Annotated in this window: 21 protein-coding genes and 1 other RNA gene; 11 read left to right on the plus strand and 11 right to left on the minus strand. The window is 50.2% G+C overall.

Going from position 1 to position 23,402, the window contains the following annotated elements:
- Positions 1-40 precede the first annotated feature (40 nt).
- The 5 genes from OO017_RS03940 (at position 41) to dnaN (ending at position 5,507) form a co-directional block, all read left to right on the plus strand.
- Positions 41-745: an SDR family oxidoreductase gene (locus tag OO017_RS03940; RefSeq protein ID WP_266051142.1), complete on the plus strand. Its 705-nt coding sequence runs from the start codon at positions 41-43 to the stop codon at positions 743-745.
- 135 nt (positions 746-880) lie between these two features.
- Positions 881-1,798 (plus strand): gliding motility-associated ABC transporter ATP-binding subunit GldA, encoded by a 918-nt coding sequence (gldA, locus tag OO017_RS03945; protein ID WP_266051143.1) that lies wholly within the window; start codon positions 881-883, stop codon positions 1,796-1,798.
- Between the two features lie 57 nt (positions 1,799-1,855).
- Complete coding sequence (gene gldF / locus OO017_RS03950) at positions 1,856-2,584, plus strand: gliding motility-associated ABC transporter permease subunit GldF (protein ID WP_266051144.1); 729 nt, start codon at positions 1,856-1,858, stop codon at positions 2,582-2,584.
- The gene (gldG, locus tag OO017_RS03955) at positions 2,578-4,275 is read left to right on the plus strand and encodes a gliding motility-associated ABC transporter substrate-binding protein GldG (protein WP_266051145.1); all 1,698 of its coding nucleotides are present in this window, start codon (positions 2,578-2,580) and stop codon (positions 4,273-4,275) included. The genes gldF and gldG overlap by 7 nt, the downstream gene beginning before the upstream one ends.
- A 107-nt stretch (positions 4,276-4,382) precedes the next feature.
- Positions 4,383-5,507, plus strand: a complete 1,125-nt coding sequence (dnaN, locus tag OO017_RS03960; RefSeq protein WP_266051146.1) for a DNA polymerase III subunit beta — start codon at positions 4,383-4,385, stop codon at positions 5,505-5,507.
- Positions 5,508-5,611: 104 nt separating this feature from the next.
- Here dnaN and OO017_RS03965 read toward each other — a convergent pair whose 3' ends face one another.
- The gene (locus OO017_RS03965; protein ID WP_266051147.1) at positions 5,612-6,658 is read right to left on the minus strand and encodes an endonuclease/exonuclease/phosphatase family protein; all 1,047 of its coding nucleotides are present in this window, start codon (positions 6,656-6,658) and stop codon (positions 5,612-5,614) included.
- A gap of 74 nt (positions 6,659-6,732) precedes the next feature.
- Here OO017_RS03965 and gldC point away from each other — a divergent pair, with 74 nt between their 5' ends.
- Positions 6,733-7,086: a gliding motility protein GldC gene (gldC, locus tag OO017_RS03970; RefSeq protein ID WP_266051148.1), complete on the plus strand. Its 354-nt coding sequence runs from the start codon at positions 6,733-6,735 to the stop codon at positions 7,084-7,086.
- 100 nt (positions 7,087-7,186) lie between these two features.
- Here the strand turns inward: gldC and OO017_RS03975 are convergent, their stop codons facing one another.
- From OO017_RS03975 to guaA, 5 genes are all read right to left on the minus strand, one after another.
- On the minus strand, positions 7,187-7,630 hold the full coding sequence (locus OO017_RS03975; protein ID WP_266051149.1) for a DUF4890 domain-containing protein: 444 nt from the start codon (positions 7,628-7,630) through the stop codon (positions 7,187-7,189).
- A 177-nt stretch (positions 7,631-7,807) separates the two neighbouring features.
- The gene (gene dcd, locus OO017_RS03980; protein ID WP_266051150.1) at positions 7,808-8,344 is read right to left on the minus strand and encodes a dCTP deaminase; all 537 of its coding nucleotides are present in this window, start codon (positions 8,342-8,344) and stop codon (positions 7,808-7,810) included.
- A 117-nt stretch (positions 8,345-8,461) separates the two neighbouring features.
- Positions 8,462-9,760, minus strand: a complete 1,299-nt coding sequence (gene hemL, locus OO017_RS03985; RefSeq protein WP_266051151.1) for a glutamate-1-semialdehyde 2,1-aminomutase — start codon at positions 9,758-9,760, stop codon at positions 8,462-8,464.
- Between the two features lie 31 nt (positions 9,761-9,791).
- Positions 9,792-11,492: an ABC transporter substrate-binding protein gene (locus OO017_RS03990; RefSeq protein ID WP_266051152.1), complete on the minus strand. Its 1,701-nt coding sequence runs from the start codon at positions 11,490-11,492 to the stop codon at positions 9,792-9,794.
- A gap of 97 nt (positions 11,493-11,589) precedes the next feature.
- On the minus strand, positions 11,590-13,119 hold the full coding sequence (gene guaA / locus OO017_RS03995; RefSeq protein WP_266051153.1) for a glutamine-hydrolyzing GMP synthase: 1,530 nt from the start codon (positions 13,117-13,119) through the stop codon (positions 11,590-11,592).
- A gap of 1,116 nt (positions 13,120-14,235) precedes the next feature.
- Between guaA and ffs the strand changes: the two genes are divergently transcribed.
- From ffs to OO017_RS04015, 4 genes are all read left to right on the plus strand, one after another.
- Positions 14,236-14,333, plus strand: an RNA gene (ffs, locus tag OO017_RS04000) — signal recognition particle sRNA small type.
- 110 nt (positions 14,334-14,443) lie between these two features.
- A complete protein-coding gene (fsa, locus tag OO017_RS04005; protein ID WP_266051154.1) occupies positions 14,444-15,100 on the plus strand; it encodes a fructose-6-phosphate aldolase in 657 nt (218 codons plus the stop codon).
- 143 nt (positions 15,101-15,243) lie between these two features.
- Entirely contained in the window at positions 15,244-15,447 is a 204-nt protein-coding gene (locus OO017_RS04010) for a fructose-6-phosphate aldolase (RefSeq protein WP_266051155.1), read from the plus strand.
- Between the two features lie 9 nt (positions 15,448-15,456).
- Positions 15,457-16,167, plus strand: coding sequence for a cell division ATP-binding protein FtsE (locus OO017_RS04015; RefSeq protein ID WP_266051156.1), 711 nt, complete (start codon positions 15,457-15,459; stop codon positions 16,165-16,167).
- 51 nt (positions 16,168-16,218) lie between these two features.
- On the opposite strand, the gene OO017_RS04020 is transcribed toward OO017_RS04015, so the two are convergent.
- Entirely contained in the window at positions 16,219-16,890 is a 672-nt protein-coding gene (locus OO017_RS04020; RefSeq protein WP_266051158.1) for a hypothetical protein, read from the minus strand.
- A 133-nt stretch (positions 16,891-17,023) separates the two neighbouring features.
- Between OO017_RS04020 and OO017_RS04025 the strand changes: the two genes are divergently transcribed.
- Positions 17,024-18,136 (plus strand): DegT/DnrJ/EryC1/StrS family aminotransferase, encoded by a 1,113-nt coding sequence (locus OO017_RS04025; protein ID WP_266051159.1) that lies wholly within the window; start codon positions 17,024-17,026, stop codon positions 18,134-18,136.
- An 18-nt stretch (positions 18,137-18,154) separates the two neighbouring features.
- On the opposite strand, the gene OO017_RS04030 is transcribed toward OO017_RS04025, so the two are convergent.
- The 4 genes from OO017_RS04030 to pseI all read right to left on the minus strand — a co-directional run bounded on the left by OO017_RS04030 (position 18,155) and on the right by pseI (position 23,389).
- Positions 18,155-19,642 carry a lipopolysaccharide biosynthesis protein gene (locus tag OO017_RS04030; RefSeq protein WP_266051160.1) on the minus strand — a complete coding sequence of 496 codons (1,488 nt, stop codon included), beginning with the start codon at positions 19,640-19,642 and terminating at the stop codon, positions 18,155-18,157.
- 64 nt (positions 19,643-19,706) lie between these two features.
- Positions 19,707-21,062, minus strand: coding sequence for a polysaccharide deacetylase family protein (locus OO017_RS04035; protein WP_266051161.1), 1,356 nt, complete (start codon positions 21,060-21,062; stop codon positions 19,707-19,709).
- Positions 21,063-21,068: 6 nt separating this feature from the next.
- Positions 21,069-22,343 (minus strand): glycosyltransferase family protein, encoded by a 1,275-nt coding sequence (locus tag OO017_RS04040; protein WP_266051162.1) that lies wholly within the window; start codon positions 22,341-22,343, stop codon positions 21,069-21,071.
- Between the two features lie 2 nt (positions 22,344-22,345).
- The gene (gene pseI / locus OO017_RS04045; protein WP_266051163.1) at positions 22,346-23,389 is read right to left on the minus strand and encodes a pseudaminic acid synthase; all 1,044 of its coding nucleotides are present in this window, start codon (positions 23,387-23,389) and stop codon (positions 22,346-22,348) included.
- Between the last annotated feature and the right edge of the window lie 13 nt (positions 23,390-23,402).

Genomic DNA, 23,402 nt, shown 5'->3' on the forward strand with positions numbered 1-23,402 from the left:
TCTGAAAATTAGCTACCTCATTCATTAAATTTAAAGAACTATGAACTTAGAAGGCAAAATAGCGGTAGTGACCGGCGTTAGCAAAGGTATAGGCCTGGCTACCGTAAAGTCGCTGCTGGAGAAAGGCGCTATCGTGGCGGGCTGGGGGCGCAATGCACCGGACCTGCAGCATGAGAACTTTCATTATTTTGAATGTGATGTACGCTATAGCGAGTCTGTTCAAACAGCTTTCGACCAAACCATTGCACATTTAGGGACACACGTGCAGGTGCTGATCAATAATGCCGGTCTGGGCCTGTCCGGGCTCTTAGAGGACATGAGTCTGGATGACTGGCACCAGATGTTTGAGACCAACGTGAACGGGATCTTCTATTGCACGCGCCTGGTGCTGCCAGGCATGAAGGAGCTGGAAGAAGGCCACATCATCAATATCTCCTCCATTGCCGGCACGACGGGCATTGAGCAGATGTCCGGCTATTGCGGCACCAAGCATGCCGTGCGTGGCATCTCCCACTCACTCTACAAAGAGGTGCGCGAATATGGCGTAAAGGTTACCTGCATCTACCCCGGCTCTGTGCAAACCAACTTTTTCGATAACATTGAGAGCGTGACGGTGAATGAAAACATGATGCGCCCGGAAGATATTGCCTCCACAATCATGCATGCCCTGGAATCCCATCCCAATTACCACCACGTCGATATTGAGGTGCGTCCGCTTATGCCTAAGGGTAAGCGCCAGAAGTAAGCGCTGAAAATAGAGGAACGACAAAGTGGGGATAGCTAAAAAGATATTCGCCATACCAAATTTGTATCGTAATTTTGCTGCAGGCTTACGGGATGATCGTTGGCCGATGGAACACAAAGTATAAATACCACTGAATTGTCAGTCGAAGTAAAGAACCTTACGAAAATATATGGGGCGCAGCGCGCTGTGGATGATATCTCGTTTACAGTGGAGCAGGGGCAGATTCTTGGTTTTCTGGGGCCAAACGGCGCCGGGAAATCGACGACCATGAAAATTGCGACCTGTTATCTGCCCCCGACATCGGGTACGGTGCTGGTGGCTGGCCATGATGTTGTTCAGGATTCCATTGCCGTGCGCCGGAACGTGGGGTACTTGCCTGAGCACAACCCGCTTTACCTGGATATGTATGTGCACGAGTACCTTCAGTTTGTTGCCTCGGTTTATGGCCTGAAGGGGAAGTATGCCAAAGCGAGGGTGCAGGAGATGGTGGAGCTGTGCGGGCTAACGCTGGAGCAGGGCAAGAAGATAGGCGCCTTATCCAAAGGCTACCGGCAACGGGTGGGACTGGCGCAGGCGCTCGTGCACGACCCTCAGGTGCTGATCCTGGATGAGCCAACCACTGGTCTCGACCCAAACCAGATCGTGGAGATACGCTCGCTTATAAAACAGATCGGGCAGAACAAAACCGTTATTTTCTCGACCCACATTATGCAGGAGGTAACTGCCATCTGCGACCGTGTGGTGATCATTAACCGGGGTAAACTGGTGGCCAACAGCGATGTGGCCAGCCTGCGAACAGAAGGACAAAACGAGAAGGTGACACTGGTTGAGTTTGAGGCTCCGGTAGAAGTGCAGGATCTGCAACGTATACCTGGGGTGCAGCGCGTGGAGTTGGCGCAGCACCATACTTACCGCATCATCTCCAACAAAGAGGCGGACGTGCGCTCTAACGTGTTCCGCATCGCTGCCGAGCGCAAATGGCCGCTGGTAGGCCTCAAACAGGAGGAAAGCTCTCTCGAGCAAATTTTCCAGCAACTCACAAAGAATGAATAATGAGTAAACTTTATCTGATGAATTATTCATTAATCATTTGTCATTAATCATTAATTAATGTTCGCAATCTTAAAGAAAGAATTTAACGGCTTCCTGAACTCGATGATTGCCTATATCGTGATCGCGGTGTTTCTGGTGGCTATTGGCATGTTTATGTGGGTATTCCCCGAGAGTAGCGTGCTGGAGTACGGTTTCGCCGACATGCAGACGCTCTTTAACATGGCACCATGGGTTTTCCTGTTCCTGATACCGGCCATCACCATGCGCACCTTTGCCGAGGAAAAACGGGAGGGAACCATAGAACTGCTGCTCACCAAACCCATCACCGACTTGCGGCTTATACTTGGGAAGTATTTTGCGGCGCTGCTGCTGGCCCTGTTTGCACTGCTGCCTACACTCTTGTACTACTACTCTGTCTATGAGTTGGGCAATCCGCAGGGTAACGTGGATTCTGCCGCCGTGGTCGGCTCCTACTTAGGGTTAATTTTTCTGGCGGGTGTGTTTGCCGCCATTGGTGTTTTTGCCTCCGCTATCTCAGATAATCAGATCATCTCATTTGTGATTGCGGTTTTCCTGTGCTTCATCATCTACACCGGCTTCGATTCCATTGCTTCCATACCTGTGTGGGGCGGCTATAGCTATTTTATAAGCCAGTTAGGTATTTCTTACCATTACACAGCCATTAGCAAAGGACTGGTCGATTCTCGGGATGTTTTATACTTTCTGAGCGTGATTGCTATTATGGTGCTGGCCACTAAACTTATCTTGAGGAGCAGAAAATGGTAACGGAGCAGAACAAGAGCAGACGCGGCAGTGATATCATGCTGTTCCTGGCCTGGGTGGCCGGAATCATACTTTTGAATGTACTGGCATCCAGCTTGTTCTTCCGGCTGGACCTGACGGAGGACAAGCGCTACACCATTGCTCCGGTTACGAAGCAGATGCTGGGCAACCTGCAAAACGAGGTGGTGGTGGATGTATACCTGGAGGGCGATTTCCCGGCTGGCTTTAAGCGCTTGCAGCAATCGGTACGCGAGACCCTGGATGAATTCCGGATTTACGCCGGCGGCAACCTGCGGTACAACTTCATCGACCCGACAGAGATAACGGATGAGCAGCAGCGCAACGAGTTTTATACTTCGCTTGCCCAGAAAGGCATTATGCCTACCAATTTACGTGCTACCGAGGATGGCAAGCAGGTGGAGCGCCTGGTGTTTCCGGGGGCAGTGGTAAAGTATAACGGCAAGGAAACCGCTGTAAACCTGCTGAAAGGGAATCTGGCTGCCTCTTCGGATGAGCGCCTGAACCAGTCAGTAGAGGGGGTGGAGTATGAATTGGCTGCGGCTATCCGTAAGCTGGCTTCTCAGGGCAGCAAAATAATCGGCTATATTGAAGGCCATGGTGAACTGGAGCAACAGCAGGTTACGGATCTGATAGGGTCGCTTGGGGAATACTACCGTGTGGCCCGAGGCGAGCTGTCTCAGTTACCAATGCCCTCACTGGAGAAGCTTGACCTGATAATTGTTGCTAAACCGACACAGCCTTTCAGTGAGGCGGACAAGTATAAAATTGACCAGTTTATCATGAAAGGCGGCAAAGCAGTGTTATTCGTGGATGCTATAAACGCCAACATGGACAGCGTTGGGGGAGGAGGGACCTTTGCCATGCCGTACAACCTGAACCTGGATGACCTGTTTTTCCGCTACGGCGTACGCCTCAACCCGAACCTGATCATGGACCTGAACTCCGGTTTCATCCCTCTGGTAACAGGCTACATGGGCGATAAGCCGCAGACGGAGATGGTGAACTGGCGTTTCTACCCGCTACTTAATAATTTCAGCAAGCACCCCATCACCCGAAACCTGGATGCCGTGTACACCAAGTTTGTGAGTACCATGGACACCGTGAAGGCTGATGGAGTCCGAAAAACGCCGCTGGTTTATACTTCTACCTACTCCCGCATTATGGATGCGCCTGTGCCGCTGACGCTGGAGGAGGCGCGCATGGAGGTAAATCCAGAGCAGTACCAGGCGGGGCAGCAACCAGTAGGATACTTGCTGGAAGGCAAATTTACCTCACTTTTCAGAAACCGCCGCTCCCCCGCTGGAGTACAGAACACGAGGGTGCAGGAGCAGGGCGTGGAGACGAAGATTGCCGTGTTCTCGGATGGGGATCTTGTGCGTAACGACGTAAACCCACGAACCGGTCAAGCCTACGAACTCGGTTTTGACAGGTACAATAACATGACCTTTGCCAACAAAGAGCTGGCCATGAACACGGTGCACTACCTGCTGGATTCCGAAGGCCTGATCAATGTACGGAGCAAGGAAATTGCGCTGCGCCCGCTGGACAGGGTGCGGGTGCGGGAGGAGAAAGCCTACTGGCAACTACTCAATTTAGTGGCGCCAATCGTGCTGCTGGGGCTGTTTGGTGTGGTACGCTATTATCTGCGTAAGCGTAAGTATGAGCGCTTTTAAAATTATCTTCTTATAACACAGTCTGCCCCGAAAAAGGAGTGACAAAAGGCTTAGGAGAAAAACGAAATATTTTTAACTTTGCCTAAATAACATTATAGGTATACATAATGAAATTCATCGTCTCTTCATCTGCTCTTCTGAAGCAGCTATCCAGCATAAATGGTGTGGTAACCAATAACCCGGTTGTACCCATCCTCGAGAACTTCCTGTTCGAGATAAACAACAGCAAGCTCACTATCACAGCCAGCGACCTGGAAACATCCATGATCACGGAGCTGCCAGTGGAGGCAAAGGAAAATGGCCGCATTGCCGCTCCTGCCAAAATCCTGCTGGAGACCCTGAAGAACCTGCCAGACCAGCCAGTAACCTTCACCATAGACGAAGAGACGTATACTATCGAGATCAGCTCTTCCAATGGCCGTTATAAACTATCTGGTGAGAATGCTACGGATTTCCCGCGCGTGCCTTCGGTACAGGGTGGCAACTCCATTGAGATTCCTTCTAACGTGCTGGCAAGAGCCATTAACAAGACGATCTTCGCGGTAAGCAACGACGAACTTCGCCCGGCCATGACGGGTATTTTCGTGCAGCTGCGCAATGAGAGCGTGACCTTCGTAGCCACAGACGGACACCGCCTGCTGCGTTACCGCCGCACGGACGTGGGTACAGCCCAGGAGGCTTCTATTATCGTGCCGCGCAAGGCCTTTACGTTGCTGAAGACTACGCTGCCATCTGAGGCAACAGCCGTGCGAATGGAGTTCAACCAGTCCAACGCTTTCTTCAGCTTCGACAACATCCGGATGATCTGCCGCCTGATAGATGAGCGTTACCCGGATTATGAGAACGTGATTCCGGTGCAGAACCCGAATAAACTGGTGATCGACCGCTCTGACCTGTTGAGCTCAGTAAAGCGTATCTCGATCTACTCAAATAAAACAACGCATCAAATCCGCCTGAAACTATCTGGCTCTGAGCTGCAGGTTTCTGCCGAGGATCTGGACTTCTCTAACGAGGCGAATGAGCGCCTAACTTGCCAGTATGACGGTGAGGACATGGAAATAGGCTTCAATGCCAAGTTCCTGATGGAGATGCTCAACAACATCGATTCAGACGAGATCACGTTTGAACTGTCTACGCCAAACCGTGCTGGTTTGCTGATGCCGATCGTAAACGAGGAGGCTGAGGATGTGCTGATGCTGGTGATGCCGGTGATGCTGAACAACTACGTTTAAAATTTATACTTATTGAAACAGAAAAGGCGATCCATTACGGTTCGCCTTTTCTGTTTTTATACTTTGCAGATACTTGTAAACTCTTTTGTATTACAAATATCGCATTACTTTACCCGCCGCACCTGGATGAACACCGGGAAGTGGTCAGAATATCCTCCCAAGTATACATTGCCGCTGTAGGTGCTGCGAGGAGCTTCTTTAAATTTACCTAAAGTATACTTGATGTTAACCGGGTCATAGATTTTGGCGGACCCCCTCACGTACACCAGCCCCTGTTTTGGATCAATCAATGATTTGGAAACCATCACCTGGTCCAGCATCTGGAAATCGCCACGGCTCAGGTAGCTGCCCAGGCCATTCACGTAATCCAGGTAGTGCGTGTTAAAAAGCTCCTCGTTGTAGGCTGGGTTCGGGCGTCCGGTGGCTTTTAGCGTCTGCTGCACAACACTGGAGCGCGGCTCTGCGTTAAAGTCTCCCATTACAATAATCTTTGCATTTGGGTCTATCTTCTGCTGCTTGTCAATTTCCTGACGCAGGGTAGCAGCGGCAGCCTGTAAACGGCTCTCATCCTGCCTTCCTCGTCGCGAGCGGCTACGGGGTGGCCAGTGGTTCACATAGATCGTCACCAACTCTCCCTGTAGCTCCCCTTTCACCTGTAAAATATCCCGGGAAGTATAATTCCGTTCTCTGAAGTTTATCTTAATGTATTGGGTAGAGGAAGGCTTAAACACGCGAGGCTTGTAAAGCAGCGCAATGTCCAGGCCTTGTTCATCAGCCATGTCCTGGTGTATGACATTGTAGCCAAGCTTGCGGAGTGGCGATGTTTCCAAAAGGTCATCCAGCACCTGTCGGTTCTCAATTTCGCTTAAGCCAACAACAGCAGGGCCATTTTCGCCGCCAATGCCAGCTATAACCGAGGCAATTTGCTTCAGCTTTAGCTGGTAGCGCTCTTCCGTCCACTGCATTTCCCCGTCAGGGGTAAAGGCGTCATCGCTGGTTTTGGGATCGTTCCTGGTGTCGAATAGCTTCTCTGTATTATAGAAGGCTATCGTGTGTAGCTTTCCTTTTTTAGAGCTTATAGGCAACTTAGAACATCCAATAAGGGTGAGGATGGTAAAAAAAATGAAGAGGGTTTTAATTCCGTGGCGCATCGCTTAACTTTGTGCTGTCATATTTTATACCCATATTACGAGAACACTATACAATAAAGTTTAAAATTGAGCTCATGAAGAAGTCAGAAATATACTTTAGCATTGCTTTAGACGATAACCGTATTCCGGAGGCCATTAGCTGGCGCGCGACGGATGCGGGTGATAAAATACACTTTGCCAAGGCCATAAACATCTCCCTCTGGGACCGCGATGAGGCCGGTACCATGAAGATTGACCTTTGGACAAAGGACATGCCTGTAGATGAAATGAAATACTTTTACATCGATACAATGGGTGCTATGGCACAGAGTATTGCCACGGCCACTAACGACCAGATAATGGCCCAGAAAATCCGCGCGCTTTGCCAGGAACTGACCGATCATGTGGAGCAGGACCGCCTGAAGAATGATAAGGAAGGCAAGCAATAGTTGCCCAAAAGTATAAAAACAGTTAAGCCGCCCCTGATCAGGGGCGGCTTAACTGTTTTTATACTAGAATACTAGTGATAAGCTTGCAAGATGTTTTTTATTAGTTCACGTTTATGTCTGCTGTAGCGTTATCGGCTACGGCTACGCTACCAGCGTTATTCTGGTTGTTAAGTGAGGCAACAAACTTTTGGTCAGCTGCTTTATATACTTTTCTATCACCGAAATAGTCATTGTACTGCACGGTGCTAAGCACGTTTTCTAGAAACTGGTCGCGCTCGGCATAAACGCTTTTGCAAAGCTCATCTATCTTTTTCTGATTATTTGCATGCTGCTGCTCGATAGCGGTAACTTGCTCAGCAACCTGAAGGTTAATTTCTCTAACTTTCTTTGACTGGAAGTTATTCAGACGCAAGCCCCTGATCATTTGATCAGACAGGTTGTTTGCTCTGGCCGCAGCTACTGCCTTCGAAGACTTATCTCCGTTAGCTTTCGTTGCGAAAACACACCCAAACATCATGCAAATCATTACCAATAGCTTTTTCATAATCTTCCTTTCTTAGTTTTATCTTTGTTCTTAATTATACTTACAACGAATGAAAATGGATAAAAAATTCCGACCATTGTAATTATTTTTCTACCTAATATAGTGCAGATACCATGCCAAAAAGCCCGTTTAAACTTAATTAAACGGGCTTTTTGGCTTTATTTCCAATGAGTTATGCTACCATTCGTTCATCCACATCATAGATTCTACAGGAGTGATGGTGCGGTGATTATATTTAGCGTTTTTCTTCTTGTTATAATAGTTCTCTATGCCGCCTTTCACTTCAAAATAAATCAATTGGCCGATTGGCATGCCATAGTATACACGTACCTTTTGCGAAACAGATATCTCTAGTGTCCAGGTGTTGCAGAAGCCTACATCGCCTTTACCAGCGGTAGCATGAATGTCTATACCGAGGCGGCCCACACTTGATTTGCCTTCCAGAAAAGGCACGTGCGCATGAGTTTCTGTATACTCCAGGGTCACACCCAGGTATAGTTTTCCCGGCTCCAGCACGTATCCTTCCTCCGGAATTTCAAACGTCTCTATCTCGTTGTGTTTACGGGCATCCAGCACCTCATCTTTGTACAAGGCCAAATAGCGGCCCAGGCGTACGTCATAGGAGTTGGTTCCTAGGCTGGCGCGGTCAAAAGGCTCTACCAGAATGGTGCCTTTTTCCATCTCCTCCAGTATCTGCTTATCTGATAAAATCATATGGGTGGGTATTTTGGACTGTAAAAGTAAGGAGAACCGTTCTATGATTCAAACTTAATAAAACAAAAGCGGCAGCACCTTTGCAAGTACTGCCGCTTACTGTGGGTTTTTTACGTGTTAGGAATTTAACGACTCCTTCAGGGCCTCGAAATTTGCCTGCAGGTATTGCTCCACCAACTCATCATTTATAGCTGTGGATACAAAAAGCGATTCGTACTGGGAAGGCGCCAGGTAAATGCCACGCTGCAGCATGCCATTGAAATAGCGGCCAAACTGCGCTGTATCAGAGGTCTTGGCCGTATCAAAATCGTACACAGGCTGATCTGTAAAGAAAATGCTGAACATAGACCCGACCTGGTTTAAAGTATAGTTGAGCCCCAGCTTCTGCAAGTTCTGTTTCATACCTGCTACCATTTTAGATGTCGTCTGCTCCAGCTGCGTGTATACTTCAGGGTGCTCGTGCAGGTAGGTAAGCATGGCCATACCAGCCGCCATAGCTATCGGGTTACCAGAAAGGGTTCCTGCCTGGTAAACTGGACCGGCTGGCGCTACAAAGTCCATAATCTCTTTTTTGCCGCCATAGGCACCAACAGGCATGCCGCCGCCAATGATCTTGCCCATGGTGCTCATGTCTGGCGTAACCCCATACAGCTGCTGCGCGCCACCTGCTGATAGTCTGAAGCCGGTCATCACCTCGTCAAAGATCAACACGATGCCCTCTTTGTCGCACAAGTCACGGAGGCCTTGCAGGAATCCTTCTGCTGGCGTTACAAGCCCCATATTGCCAGCCACTGGCTCCAGTATAATGGTGGCCACCTGGCCTTTGTTGGCATCTATCAGTGTCTGTACAGCCTCCAGGTTATTGTAGGGAGCCGTGAGCGTATCGTTGGCGGTGCCTTTGGTTACACCTGGGCTGTCTGGCACTCCGAGGGTAATAGCACCGCTGCCAGCCGAGATCAGGAAAGAATCGCCGTGACCGTGATAGCAGCCCTCGAACTTGATGAGCTTATCGCGGCCAGTGTAGCCACGCGCCACACGTACAGCCGACATGGTAGCCTCCGTTCCGGAGTTCACCATACGCACCTTTTCTATACTTGGCATCATGCTCACGATAAGTTCCGCTATCTCGATCTCCTTGCGCGTAGGAGCCCCAAACGACAGTGAGTTTGGAATAGCTTTCTGCACGGCTTCATTCACCACCTCTGCCGCATGGCCCAGGATCATCGGCCCCCAGGAGTTTATCAGATCCATGTAACGATTGCCGTCTTCGTCAAACATATAGGGGCCTTTGGCTGATACCATGAAACGCGGGTTGCCGCCCACGGCTCTGAAGGCACGAACCGGCGAGTTTACGCCTCCGGGAATCGTTTTCTGTGCGCGAAGGAAAAGCTCGTTGCTTTTTGGTGCTTGTATCATAAGTATAAAAAGTCTTGTGTGTTGCTTTTAATTAGAACAATGGATTAACTACCGTCAGCTCCAGGTTCTCCAGTTTTAGGATGGGTACATATTGGTTGTCTGGCTGTAGTTGCTTGCGCTGGCTCAGATCAGTATAACCGATCCCGCTATAGAATACACCAGGTTGAATGCCTGTTACTGTCAGTTGACCGTTAAACTGCGGACCGTACTGATACAGTAACTGCCCGAAGTAAAAGAGCATCTCGAAACCTGCGTAGGCATATTGCGAAGGCGGCAAGTTATACTTGCTCACATACTTCTCCCGGAAGCGCTTGTTGGCTGGGTTCAGCTGGTTTACATGCTTCGGGCTGATAAAGTAAGCCTGCAGGTAATCCAGCTGTTGCAGCGTGATTTGGTTGATGTCCAGCCAGCTTTCGTACGTAACGAGTGGTAGTTCCGGAGCCTTCCCCTGCAGCAGGCTGGTCGCGTTCATGGCGGCCGTCATTTTATCCGAGAAAACGGCCATGTGGCCCAGTCCATCTAAATTGATTTCCCGGAACGTGGCTGCCGTAGCAGAAGCCTCGGTTGGCCGGAATTTCTTATATACCTTTACCTTGCCACCCAATTGCTGAAACTGCTTGCGGTAATGGTAGGCGAAGGTGGTGTCGTCTTTCGCGTTCTCAAAAAGTATGGCTACCGTTTTTGGCGAGAAGTTCTGGTATGCGTAGGTAGCCGCCTGCCGTGCCTGGGTTGCCACAGAAGACTCGAATAGAAAAACATTAGCGTTACCGGCTGCCATCTCCAGGTCCTGAGACAGCGGGTTGATGACATTTATGTTGTGTTGTGCCGCGTAACGGGCCGCCACCCTTGCCGTTGATTTGTAAACAGGGCCTATGATAAGATCCATACTTTGCATTTCGGGCTCCTTCAGCACCCGCTTTACGCTCATGGTATCCGTGCCGGTATCATATGTGAAGAGGTTTATCTTAATACCCTGTTGCAGCAGCGAGTCCTGCGCCAGCTTCATGCCCGCATACATATCCGTCACAAACTGACTTTTGCGAGCTGTGGTCGAGAAATTTTGACTTAGTTGGAAGGGAAGGAGCAAGGCTATATCATATCCCTGGCTACTCAGCGCATTCTTACTTAGGTAGCGGTTGCGGTCCAGTTTAAACTCCTGCACCAGGCTCTCCAGTATTCTTTTGTCTTCGGGGCGGTACCACCCACCTACAAGCTTGTCCGCGAAAACCTGTGCCACCGTTTTATCAGATCCTAAACGGCGCATCAATGCCTCATACTTTGGGCGGTCGTTCAGGCGGGTCAGGTAATAGCGCTTTAAGCCTTCAGCATCGTTGGCAAGGGCAGTACCCTGCAGTTCCTGTAGTTTGCTTAGGGCGCGTTCGTACTCACCCAGTTCAAAAAGCACATTGGCCAGCAGGTAATCGGCATCTGCCATTCCGCCCCAGTTAGGATGCTGGTTCTGCAACTGCAGCAGCATCTGGTAGGCCTCATCAGGTTTATTCGCTTTCAGGGCAGCCAGTGCGTAGAAATAAGAAGCCTCAGGAGCGTAGGTGCCGCCCTTCTGCGTAAGTGGCATCAGTTCAGCCATAGCCATATCGTAGCGTTCCTGCTGCAGCAGTACTTTGCCATTGCTATAGGTTGTGGCCGGGTCTTGGGTCTGTGCCTGAGCGGGGAGGGCCAAGGCGCTCAGCAATGCAAGGCTCGCTAATTTCTTACAGAAGCTTCTGTTCATACTTAGGTTAGTTTTTTTATAAGCGAATGAGTGACTGAGTGAATGGGTGCAAAGCTTCATTCATTCAATCACTCATCCAAAATTTACTTATTTATACTTATTCCCACTCAATAGTAGCCGGTGGTTTTGAGCTGATATCGTATACTACGCGGTTTACACCTTTTACTTTATTGATGATCTCGTTCGAGACATCGGCGAGGAACTCGTACGGGAGGCGGCTCCAATCGGCGGTCATGCCATCCACACTGGTCACGGCGCGAAGGGCCACTACGTTCTCATATGTGCGCTCGTCGCCCATTACTCCCACAGATTGTACCGGTGTAAGTATAGCGCCGGCCTGCCATACTTCGTCGTACAGCCCCGACTTTTTCAGGTTGCTGATAAAGATATGGTCTACCTGCTGCAGCACATGCACTTTCTCCGGCGTAACGTCGCCAAGTATACGGATGGCCAGGCCAGGGCCCGGGAACGGGTGGCGGCCGATAATGATATCGTCGATATGCAGCGCCTTGCCTACTAAACGAACTTCATCCTTGAAAAGTGTTTTAAGCGGCTCCACCACCTTCAGTTTCATGAAGTCTGGCAAACCGCCCACGTTGTGATGCGACTTGATGGTGGCAGATGGTCCCTTAACGCTTACCGATTCGATCACATCGGGGTAAATAGTGCCTTGCGCCAGCCACTTCACATCCTCAATCTGGTGCGCTTCGTCATCAAATACCTCAATAAACACGCGGCCAATGGCCTTGCGCTTCTGCTCCGGATCAGTCAGGCCCGCGAGGGCGCTGTAGAACTTCTCTTTTGCATCTACACCTTTCACATTCAGGCCCATGTGCTTATAAGAGTCGAGCACGGTCTCGAACTCGTCTTTGCGCAGCAGGCCGTTATCTACAAATATACAGTAAAGGTTTTTGCCGATGGCCTGATGGATCAGCATGGCAGCTACGCTGGAGTCTACACCACCCGAAAGGCCCAAAACTACTTTGTCGTTACCTATCTGTGTCTTTAATTCGGCTACTGTGGCTTCGATAAATTGCTCTGATGTCCAGTCTTGCTGGCAACCGCATATGTGCACCACAAAATTGCGCAGCAGGGTTTTGCCTTCATCGGAATGCGTAACTTCCGGGTGGAACTGAATACCGTAAGTCTCCTGGTCCTTTAGCTTATAAGCGGCCACACGCACACTCTCGGTGCTGGCGATCACCTCTATATTGTCCGGAATCTCCTTGATCGTGTCTCCATGCGACATCCAGACCACCGATCCTAACGTCAGCTCTTTCAGCAGGCGGTCGTGGTTGTGCAGTTCGTTCAGGCGTGCCCGTCCATACTCACGTATGGTGGATGGCGTCACTTCGCCGCCGTGCTCATGGGCAATCAGCTGCGCGCCGTAGCAAACGCCCAAAACAGGGAGCTTACCTAGGAACTGATCTAGATTGATGGTAGGATGTTCGGTGTCGCGTACCGAGCAGGGGCTGCCCGACAGAATCACGCCTTTCACTTCGTCTGTAAGTTCCGGTACATGGTTGTACGGGTGAATCTCACAGTAAACATTAAGTTCGCGTACCCTTCTGGCAATTAGCTGGGTGTATTGCGAACCAAAATCGAGGATGAGAATTTTTTCTGGCATGTGCAAAGGTAAGGTAGTTTGGGGGTATAAGGCAATTAATTTTGAGGATTACTCGCTTAATAGCTTAAATGTATTGCTGATTTTAGGTGGTGAATGAGCTGATAAGTATAAGTGTTGTCTGTACCCTCTGCTGTTCCGGACAAGAAGTCCGGAACAGCAGAGGGTAATCCCTTCTGGCGCAAGTTTTCCGACCCTCGCTGGCGCGAGTTTGCAACTCGTGTCTTTTAATGATGTTGCGTTTGTAACTCAACTATAGCCATACTTTCTACTTAGTCTATATTTTTATGCCTTTACATTAGTATTTTAGCCGCTGCTTCCCTCAGCCTAAAGCAAGCTATCCTTACTAGCCGCTGCTGATCCTTAGTCTTATTTACCTACAGTTGCACCTCCTGCCTTGGCGCCCTCTAGCCCGGGAGGGCTCGTCTTCCCGCATCGCGCTGGGACTTTTTCCTTTGCTCCTGCGTCGCAATGCCCTTACGGGCACCGGAAAAACTCCAAAGGCGCTCTTTATACGAGGGCCCCTACCCCCACAGAAAGACTGGGAACAGTTCGATAGCCACCGCTGACGGAGGTTGAACCAAGTCCCTCTTCTAAGGTAAGGCCGTTAAATTCTTAGAAAACGTGCTGAAAATTTACTGTCATTCTGTAAAGAAACTTGGTTGATAGGAGGTTAAGCCTATGCTATCTGCTACCAAGATCCTTTCAGGATGACAAAAAAAGAGAGAGAACCAAGTCCCCCTTCGAAGGGGGCAGGGGGATGTAATCGCCTGCTTAAATTCCCCTCTCGGGAGGGGCTAGGGGTGGGTTTACACCTTCGCGCGTACAGGTCGCGACCTGTACGCGCTACACCAGCAGCCATAGAACTTGTACTTTAGCCACAGTAGTTACAGGTTGCTCTCCTTAGCCAAGAATGGTGGGGCACCTATTAGCAAAACTCCTCAATTTCATAACTGAGTTGGTGCTGGCGAAAGGCAATTACGTTGGAGCTCTTGGCTGGATTAGTACACATCATGATTTAACCTCTTATCCATCAGTAGGATCGGTTGAATTCAGCTTGAAAAGCGATATTTTTTATACTTGAGATTTGCACTTGAAGTAATTATTCGTACTTTTGTAACGGCAAATCGGCACGGCCAGCTCCCGTCGAACTCCCCCAGGACCGGAAGGTAGCAAGGGTAGACGGTTGTAGCGGCGCGATGTTGGTTTGCCACTTTTTTTTTGCCCCTACCTCAAGGCTCTGACAGCCTCGCAAATTTCTCACATTTCTTTCCGGATTCTGGATTAATGCTTTAGCTTTGTAAATACAACTTAAGCATCTGTGACTATGAAATTCTTTATCGATACAGCAAACCTGCAGGAAATTCAGGAGGCGCATGACCTCGGCGTGCTTGATGGCGTTACCACTAACCCATCCCTGATGGCAAAAGAGGGAATTTTCGGACACGACAATGTTATCGCCCACTATAAACAAATCAGCGAAATTGTTGATGGCGACATCAGCGCAGAGGTAATTGCCACCGATTTTGATGGGATTGTGCGCGAAGGTGAGTTCCTGGCTGAACTGCACCCTAATATCGTGGTGAAAGTGCCAATGATTCGCGACGGCGTGAAGGCTATCCGTTATTTCAGCGAAAAAGGTATCAAGACAAACTGTACGCTGGTGTTCTCTGCCGGGCAGGCTATACTTGCTGCCAAGGCAGGCGCTACCTACGTATCACCTTTTATTGGCCGCTTAGATGATATTTCGACGGACGGAATACAGCTGATTGAGCAAATTGTGCAGATCTATAGCAATTATGGTTACCAGACGCAGGTATTGGCTGCCTCTGTGCGCCACGTGATGCACCTGGTGCAATGCGCTGAGGTAGGTGCCGATGTGGTAACCTGTCCGCTAAATGTGATTACCGGCCTGCTAAAGCACCCGCTGACCGATATCGGTCTGGAGAAGTTCCTGGCTGACCATGCCAAAGGCAATAAGTAATAATGAATGACTAATGAGAAATGATTAATGAAGAGTACTGAATAAGGCTTGAATCTTATACACTTTACTTCATTCATCATTATCCATTTTATGCCCTAGCAATTAATCATTAGTCACAATTCATTATTCATTCAATAAAAAAGATGTATATCATCAAAGTTAAAGGCAAAGCCAAAATTCCGGACTATATCCAGCTCCGCGATGAGAATTTTGTGCTAATTGCATACTTTAGGGCTGACCGTCCGCTTAAAAATCTTGACCGCTATGGTCTGGAGGGAAAAGAAGATGCGCTGGCAGCCCTGATCGACTCACTGGAGTTCGGCAAACTACAGAAATTAGATATTTAAGCAGTACGTATGAGTTTTTCCTCTTCACCGGTGGTTTCGTTACGCGATGTCACTATTTACCAGGACGTTAATACTATTCTCAGCAATGTAAGTTTTGATGTGGAGAAAGGGGAGTTTGTGTACCTGGTGGGCCGCACGGGAAGCGGTAAGAGCTCACTGCTAAAGACTCTGTATGCTGATCTACCCCTGCAGACAGGTAGCGCTGCTGTGGCTGATTTTCAGTTAGGTAAATTGCGCCGCAAGCAGATTCCGTACCTGCGCCGCAAGGTAGGAATTATCTTTCAGGACTTTCAACTGCTTTCGGACCGCAGCGTGGCTGAGAACCTGGCCTTTGTGCTGAGAGCCACCGGGTGGAGCGACAAGTCGAAGCGGAAGCAGCGAATCTCGGAGGTGTTGATGCGCGTGGGGCTGGATGCGGCTGCGAATAAGATGCCGCATCAGCTGTCGGGTGGTGAGCAGCAGCGTGTGGTGGTTGCCCGCGCCTTGCTTAACGAACCTGTTATACTTTTCGCAGATGAGCCTACCGGTAACCTCGACCCTATGGTAGCCGACGGTATCATGAAGCTTTTCCAGGAGATCAACAAACATGGTACCGCCGTGCTGATGGCTACCCATAATTACGAGATTATACAGCGCTACCCGCAGCGTGTTTTGAAATGCGAGAGCGGCCGTGTGCTGGATTCTAAGGTAGAGGAGTTTACCCTGGTAAACGGCTACTAGCAGAAAGATTAACTTTCTTGCTTTGCACGTTTTAGAATAATAGCTCAGGCGTTATTCTTCATTACCGTTTATATCCACCTTCGGCCTGATCTCTTTGTACTGATTCTGTGCCTGTTGCACGATTTTTTTAGTGCCGGACTGAAGTTTCCCCTCTAAGGTGCGGTAACGGCTGTTTAGGGCACTCCACCAGCCCTCAATCAGTTCCCAATCACGGTCTTTATATTTTTCTGCATTCTGCTGCAGGTTTGTAACAAAGCGATCATAGGTGGCGCCAATGTTTGCCGCGGTAACGTCGCTTAGGTCATCTTCCTTTATCTCAAGGCCAAGCAGGTCGCGGCGGAGTCTGTACCTATGGCTGGCGTCCCTGTACTGTTGCTCACGTGTAGCAAGCGCGTTGTTGTAACGCTGCTCCAGTTGCTGTGCTTCGGCTTGTTGCTCTGAAGTCAGCTCTTCCAGGTTTTTCTCTACACGTTCCCGTCTTTCATCATACATCTCCTGCAATTTGGCTTTCTCTGTTTCCCAGGCCGTAGAATCATCCGCTGACTGCTGCAGGGCTCTCATTTCCACCTCGCTCAGGCTGTCGGTCTCAAAACTTGTTACATAGTCGCGGTATTCTGTCAGGGCCTGCTCATTCTCAGCTGCTTTTTCAGCGTCCTGGCCGTTGCAGGCGCTAAGTAGAAGCGGAATGGCTATTGCTATGAGTATATGCTTACATTTATACATAGTTGAATGGTTTTGCTTTAGATTTGGCTAACGCGGCAGACTCAGAAGGGGTTACGAAGTATAGGCGTACCTGTAGTAGGTTCTGTTAAATGCTTAACTATGCCTATCTTTGGCTACCACATCATTCATACCCATGGAAGACATAAAAATGACCGCCTCCAAGGCAATCTATGCCAAACTAAAATCCGAGTTAGATGCGGCTTTTAGTGCTGTTATGGGTAGTATGGATTTTGAAGGAAATGCCCAGGTAAAGCAGCTGGCACATACTTTAATTAATATACAAGGTGTGCAACATGCCATGCCTTGTACCAATGGCAGGGAAGCGCTTCAGCTAGCACTAATGGCCCTGCCATTACCTGAAGGGGCGGAGGTGGTTATACCAGTTTTCAACTATGCTGTTGCTGCGGAAGTTGTGGTACAGATGGGGCTAAAGCCAGTTTTTGCAGATGTAGATGAACAGACCTTTACCCTGGACCCAGCAGCAGTGGAGCGTGCTATAACACCGGCTACGGCGGCCATTATACCCGTACATATGTTTGGGCAATCTGCGCCCATGGATGCATTGCTAACTATAGCAGAGAAGTATAAGTTATGGCTAATTGAAGACAGTACCCAAGCTTTTGGGGCTGTTTATACTCGGTCCGATGGGATAAAGCGCCGCGCAGGGGCTATGGGGCATATGGGAGTTACTTCTTTTTTCAACGCAAAACCGGAGGCTGGAACAGGGGAGGGCGCCGCCGTATTTACGGATAATGATGACCTTGCTGAACGTTTGCAACACATCGTATCGGACAATAGTAAGTATAAAGTTTCCCAACTTGACGCCCTTCAGGCAGCCATGTTAGATGTGAAGGTGAAGTATGTGGATGAGTACAATGCTTCACGTCTAAACATTGCTCAGTATTATGATCATGCTTTGGGAGAAACAGGGCTTATTCATCCCCCGAAACGTTCGGTTCACAGCTCGCATACGTTTGTGGCCTATACCATTCGGGTGGCGCCAGGTGTGCGCGACGGGCTGCAGCAATACCTCCGCGATAACCATATTCCAAGTATGATTTACTACCCAGAGCCACTACACTTTCAGGAAGCTTACCAGGCTGTTGGCTACAAGCAAGGTGATTTCGCTGTTGCTGAACTACTGAGCCGAAGCGTCCTTTCGCTGCCCATACACTCTGAACTGAAGGAGGATCAGCTAAGCTATATTTGTCAACATGTGGTAGATTATGTTAAGGAGAGCTCCTGATGCGGAATTAAGGTATGGCTACAGCCTCCAGCCGGTGATTCCGTGGATAACCTTACGCAGCCAGGTGTTCATTTCCGGGTAAATATTCAGGTTCAAGGCCAGCGCCATGTAAATGGCTGTTATAAGCAAGGAACGTATGATGATGTCAAGGAACACGTTGCCGAGGTAGGGCAGAAGGTAAGAGGCGCCTAAAGTGGCGGCAGCGATGGCCGTAATACTTAGCGCACTCCAGGTGAAAGGTTGGATGTGGTAAATAAACTTCACGAACAGGAGGCGCGCCAAGTTCATGGTCACTAAAGACAACATTGAAGCCAAGGCTGCTCCCTCAATGCCATAGCGCGGAATAAAGTACCAGTTTGTCCAGATGGTGAGGCCTGCCAGCACGATGTTGAAGCCAAGGTCCCATTTATACTTTTCAGAAGTGGCCAGAATTGCCCCGTTCAAACTGGTAGCCAGATCCACCAGGCGGGCCAGGGCCAGGAAAAGCACGACATACTTGCCGGCACGGTAGCTCTCCGGCATAAAATCGTAAATGTTATCGATGTTGGCCCAGATGCCGATAAAGAGCAGCTGCCCCACGATCAGGTTGATCATGGTCACGTCCTGGTAGAGGGTTCCCATCCCTTTCATGTCCTTCTCTTTCCAGAACTCCGCCACCTGCGGGTGGGCGATCTTCAGTATAGACCTGCCTGGTACAAGTATGGCACTCGTCATGAAAAAGGCAGTGGTGTAAATACCGTTGTCCGAGAGGCTGTAAGAGGAGATCATGACCTGGTCTACGGTGGTGATAATGGTGGTGGAGATGTTGCCGAGCAACGTGAAGAAGCCATAGTAGAACAGCTCCCGGATGGGGATGATGCTGAGCACGGCCAGCGAGGGCTTTAAATACAGCTGCTTCAGCCAAATAGTATAGCCTGCCAGCACCAGCGCCCCCACTGAGTTCACGATAATGTATAGCAGCACAAACGTATGGAACTCCATCACGCCCCAGGCATACACACTGATAAGCACCGTGGTAAGTATGCGCAGCAGAAAGTCCTGTACAAAAGAAGAGACGATGGTTTTGTACAGGGACCGCAGATACGCGGTGAACATGTTGAACAGCAGCGCAAACAGCGACAGCGGGATGAGGTAATAATAATAGTCGATGATGAGCGGGGAGTTTTCGGCATAATAACCGACCACAACCGGCTTAAAGAGCAGAAAAAGTGCTGTGGTAAGTATAAACCCAAGCAGCGGCACCGAGAGCAGCAGGAACAGAAAACCATTGTGTTGCTTGTCCTTATCCCTGAAGTATGGGAAATAACGCACGCTCATGTTCACAAATCCCAGGGCAGAGAATTGTGCATACATCACGGAGATAGACAAGAGCAGGCGCGTGAGGCCCACCTCCGCCTCGTCCATAAAATTAGGGAAGAGCAGCACCGTGTTCACATACCCGATCAGGATGCCGGCATACGAAATGGTGGTGTTCCAGATTCCTTCGCGCTGTAAGGTTCTGCTCATTGGCTAAAGAGTGAACCACAAAAATAGTAAATCTGTATATTAGTTGGTGGTTATCTGCGGATAGTTATTCTTGGGGCTCTCCTTTTGCTATGGCTGCTGCCTCGGCACAAGTATAAAACACGGAGTCAGCCGCCTTCAGTTGCTGCAGTATTTTCTCCAATACCTCGCGCCAGCCTGGCTCTCCTTTTGGTACGGCGTACTCGTTGTATTTGGAGTAATTCTCGTTGTGCCACAGCAGCGTGAACAGGCCTTTGAATTTCTGGATCTCCTGCAGCATAGGCTTTATTTTCTCCAGCGCCTCCTGCGGCTTTAGGTGCATAAAGTTCACGTCATACAGCGTGGCATCCATCAGCATCAGGGGCAGCTCTACAAACTTATGCGCCCTCCGGTTCTGGAAATCAAACGGGAAGAAGGGGTGGCAGTAAGAGTTCCGGAATCCGATGTGCTCCGAAAAACCCAGGGTGCTGTCATAGGCCAGGTTGCTTTGCTGCAGTACCTGGGGCGTTGTTTCTGGCTGGAAGCAGAGGTAGTGGAAGCGGTTGCCTTGTGCCTGCTGCGCCAGTTTGCTACGGTCCGACTTCAGCTGCACCAGGTCGTTGGCCGTACCGAAGCTGCCGTGCAGCGCCACTTCATGCCCACGGTCTGAGATCCTCTGCATTAGGTTTTGATACTTCAACTTTGTAAGGTCGTGGTCGGCGTTGGGATGGCCATTGTAACGTTGGTTGCTCGGCAGGAAAAAGAAGGTTGTTTTCGCGCCATACTTCTCAGCCGTGGCCATTACCTCGGGCAGGTTGTTCCAGGCGTCTCTGCCCACGGCTTTCTGCAGCAGCACCATGGTGAGGTCCAGCGCTTTGGCATGAAACAGGAGCTGCTTGCCGGCTACGCGCCAGGCGCTATGCAGGCGGTCTACATCGCAGGTGAGGCAGGTAGCCATGCCGTTGTTGCCCCAGTGGTCCTGCTGCAGATTTATACCATGCACCCGTTCCATTACCTCACGCAGCATCTCGAAGTAATAGTTCACCACCGGTATGGTGATGAAGTTGTAACGGGCCTGCACACTGGCTTTGTAAGTATAGCGGTGGAAGCGGTCGCGCTCCGGGCCGTAGTACTCCTGCCAGCCGCTGAGCAGGTAAAAAGCTGAGGCAATGATGTCGTAGTTTATACTTGCGGAGCCGTCTGGGTAATACGTAATCAGTTCCCGCTCGTCATCCTCCTCAAAAAAGAAAGGCAGTTTTGCGCCGTTCCACTCTTTCCAGAAAACCTGTTGCGGTCGTGGCCGTTTCTTCTCGAAAAAGCTCCCGGTATACTTCTTTATGGTAATCTTGGCTGTTCCTGCTTCGCCGTAGGTAAAGGAAATATCTCTAGCTTTGGGGTAAAGGAGGTGGAAATGAAGTAGGGCGTAATCGTAAATGTAATTCATATGGTATTATAGCAGGAAACGCCGGATGTACTCTAAAGCGAGAATGCCGCTTTGGCCATCATGTTGTGTACCTACGGTTGCGTTATAGTAGCTTGCTCTACTGTAAACGCTGGGTTTATGCGCAATATTCTCTCTAAGTAGAAATATTAACTCATCCGGTCCTGAGGCAGCCTCTATAAGCCCATTTTGTACAAAACCGTAATAATCCTCCAGCTTATGCTTTGGATTAAAATCGTAGAAGATCGACCAAACATTAAGCAGCACCGCCTCCAGGTGAATGCCGGAATTGCCGCTGATCTGCACATCGATCTGGCGCAGGTAATCGAACGTGGGTATGCTGCGGCTGTCGGAGAGGGTTACGTTCGGGCTTATACTTGTGAAGAGTCCAAAATTACGGGTGTCGCGCGGATGGGGCCTAAGGATGATCAGGAGTTCCTGAAAAGAAGCTGTGAGTTGCCTTACCAACTTCTCTACCTCCTTTAAGTCATCCATCAAATTACAGCCTATGCCAATGGTCAGGATAGTTTGGTTCTTGTTGCGGAAAGGAACGTATGCATCTGCTTTGGGCATGCCGATCAGCTCCACCTGCCCCGTCACAGAACCGCACATTTTATACTTGTCCAGCGCATCCTGACCCTCCAGCAGAATCAGGTCATACTCCAGCGGCGGAAACATAGGGCTAACACTCGCATGCTGAATGTAGATTGTTTTGATGCCCATACTTTTTGCCGCCAACAACATGGCACGAGCATCGGGGTTGTGGTCGTTGGCAAACACAATGGCCGCTGGTTTATACTTTTGCAGCTTACGCAGGTATACTTCATAAAAGCCTACGGCATCAAAAAGCACATCTGTAAAACGCAGGGTGCTTTCTTTTTTATACTTCAGAAATTCAAAGTATAGGGGAGGAAACTTGTGGTAGTATAAAATTTTTCGCCGCAGCGAAATACGTTCCACCTTCTTATTATATTTCCCAATCGCTTTGCTTTGCCCGGCTACGAAAACAGCTCCTTCAAGACCTTCCTGGATAAATTTTAAACTATCGTAGTTATTCTGGCTTACCACATACAGCCATACTTTGCCCTGCAGCTTTTCTCCATTCTCCACTGAATGAAAGAGGTTGCCAAAGAGTCGCACCAAAGTATAGCCAAGCATTTTACCCAAACGCATCAGCGGATTTTGGGGCGATACGGCATTTTTTGCGCTCTCGGGCAGTTGTAGAAATGCCTCCGAAAAGTGCAGGTAAAGGATGTTGCTATAGAGGGCATACCATTTACGCATGTTTACACGAGGCTCCAGTTAAGCGGTGTTCCGGCCTTGATGTCCTGTTTGGCCGTTTTGCCCAGCAGCGCATCGTAGTGCTTTGGCGCCAGGCCCAGCCCCGGGCGGATGACGCGGATGTTCTCCTTCGTCAGCGGCTCGCCTGCCTTGATGTCCCTTGCCGCGTACACCGAGCGCTTGAAGAGGCGGCTCTTCTCCTCGGCGCGCTGCACGCCGTACTGCACCCTGCCCATCGCCAGCCAGGCCCTTTCCGACTCCACCACCAGCGTGTGCAGCTCCCCGGGCTCCAGGGAGAAGGCGGAGTCCACGCCGCCGTCTGCTCTATTGAGGGTGAAGTGCTTCTCGATGACCGTTGCGCCCAGGGCCACGGCGGCCACGGCGGCGCCCACCCCCATGGTGTGGTCCGAGAGGCCCACCTGCACCCCGTAGAGTTCGCGCAAGTGCGGGATGGTGCGCAGGTTGGTGTTCTGCGGCGTGGCCGGGTAGGTAGAGGTGCACTTGAGCAGGATAAGCTCCTTGCAGCCCGCCTCCATTAGCACCTGCACCGCCTCGGCCACCTCCTGCACGGTGGCCGCGCCGGTGCTCATTATCACGGGCTTGCCCGTGGCGGCCACCCTGCGCAGCAGCGGGTGATCGGTGTTCTCGAAGGAGGCGATCTTGTAGACCGGTGCCCCTAGCTCCTCCAGAAAGTCCACCGCCGTCTCGTCGAAGGGGGAGGAGAAGGCGAGCATGCCGCGCTCCCTGGCCCGCTCGAAAATCGGCTGGTGCCACTCCCAGGGCGTGTAGGCCTCCTTGTAGAGGTCGTAGAGCTCGCGGCCCTTCCAGAGCGATCCCTCGTCCTCGATGGTCAGCGCCCCGGGCAGGGTCATGGTGTCGGCGGTGTAGGTCTGCAGCTTGATGGCGTCTGCGCCGGCATCGGCGGCGGCGTCCACGATAGCCAGGGCCCGCTCCAGCGACTGGTTGTGGTTGCCCGACATCTCGGCTATGATGAAGGGTCTGTGGTTTGGGCCGACCATACGGCCGGCGATGTTGATATCTTGAATCATGCTTTTCTTCTGT

This window comes from Pontibacter anaerobius (assembly GCF_026241195.1).
Lineage (GTDB): Bacteria > Bacteroidota > Bacteroidia > Cytophagales > Hymenobacteraceae > Pontibacter > Pontibacter anaerobius.

Excerpts from the sequence above, each read along its gene's own strand:
- OO017_RS04040 (WP_266051162.1), bottom strand. The coding sequence starts at position 22,343 with ATGCGTAAATGGTATGCCCTCTATAGCAACATCCTTTACCTGCACTTT.
- gldG (WP_266051145.1), top strand. The coding sequence starts at position 2,578 with ATGGTAACGGAGCAGAACAAGAGCAGACGCGGCAGTGATATCATGCTG.
- OO017_RS03975 (WP_266051149.1), bottom strand. The coding sequence starts at position 7,630 with ATGAAAAAGCTATTGGTAATGATTTGCATGATGTTTGGGTGTGTTTTC.
- OO017_RS04015 (WP_266051156.1), top strand. The coding sequence starts at position 15,457 with ATGAGTTTTTCCTCTTCACCGGTGGTTTCGTTACGCGATGTCACTATT.
- fsa (WP_266051154.1), top strand. The coding sequence starts at position 14,444 with ATGAAATTCTTTATCGATACAGCAAACCTGCAGGAAATTCAGGAGGCG.
- gldC (WP_266051148.1), top strand. The coding sequence starts at position 6,733 with ATGAAGAAGTCAGAAATATACTTTAGCATTGCTTTAGACGATAACCGT.
- OO017_RS03940 (WP_266051142.1), top strand. The coding sequence starts at position 41 with ATGAACTTAGAAGGCAAAATAGCGGTAGTGACCGGCGTTAGCAAAGGT.
- pseI (WP_266051163.1), bottom strand. The coding sequence starts at position 23,389 with ATGATTCAAGATATCAACATCGCCGGCCGTATGGTCGGCCCAAACCAC.
- dcd (WP_266051150.1), bottom strand. The coding sequence starts at position 8,344 with ATGATTTTATCAGATAAGCAGATACTGGAGGAGATGGAAAAAGGCACC.
- OO017_RS04030 (WP_266051160.1), bottom strand. The coding sequence starts at position 19,642 with ATGAGCAGAACCTTACAGCGCGAAGGAATCTGGAACACCACCATTTCG.
- OO017_RS04010 (WP_266051155.1), top strand. The coding sequence starts at position 15,244 with ATGTATATCATCAAAGTTAAAGGCAAAGCCAAAATTCCGGACTATATC.
- OO017_RS04020 (WP_266051158.1), bottom strand. The coding sequence starts at position 16,890 with ATGTATAAATGTAAGCATATACTCATAGCAATAGCCATTCCGCTTCTA.
- OO017_RS04035 (WP_266051161.1), bottom strand. The coding sequence starts at position 21,062 with ATGAATTACATTTACGATTACGCCCTACTTCATTTCCACCTCCTTTAC.
- hemL (WP_266051151.1), bottom strand. The coding sequence starts at position 9,760 with ATGATACAAGCACCAAAAAGCAACGAGCTTTTCCTTCGCGCACAGAAA.
- gldF (WP_266051144.1), top strand. The coding sequence starts at position 1,856 with ATGTTCGCAATCTTAAAGAAAGAATTTAACGGCTTCCTGAACTCGATG.
- OO017_RS04025 (WP_266051159.1), top strand. The coding sequence starts at position 17,024 with ATGGAAGACATAAAAATGACCGCCTCCAAGGCAATCTATGCCAAACTA.
- OO017_RS03990 (WP_266051152.1), bottom strand. The coding sequence starts at position 11,492 with ATGAACAGAAGCTTCTGTAAGAAATTAGCGAGCCTTGCATTGCTGAGC.
- OO017_RS03965 (WP_266051147.1), bottom strand. The coding sequence starts at position 6,658 with ATGCGCCACGGAATTAAAACCCTCTTCATTTTTTTTACCATCCTCACC.
- guaA (WP_266051153.1), bottom strand. The coding sequence starts at position 13,119 with ATGCCAGAAAAAATTCTCATCCTCGATTTTGGTTCGCAATACACCCAG.
- dnaN (WP_266051146.1), top strand. The coding sequence starts at position 4,383 with ATGAAATTCATCGTCTCTTCATCTGCTCTTCTGAAGCAGCTATCCAGC.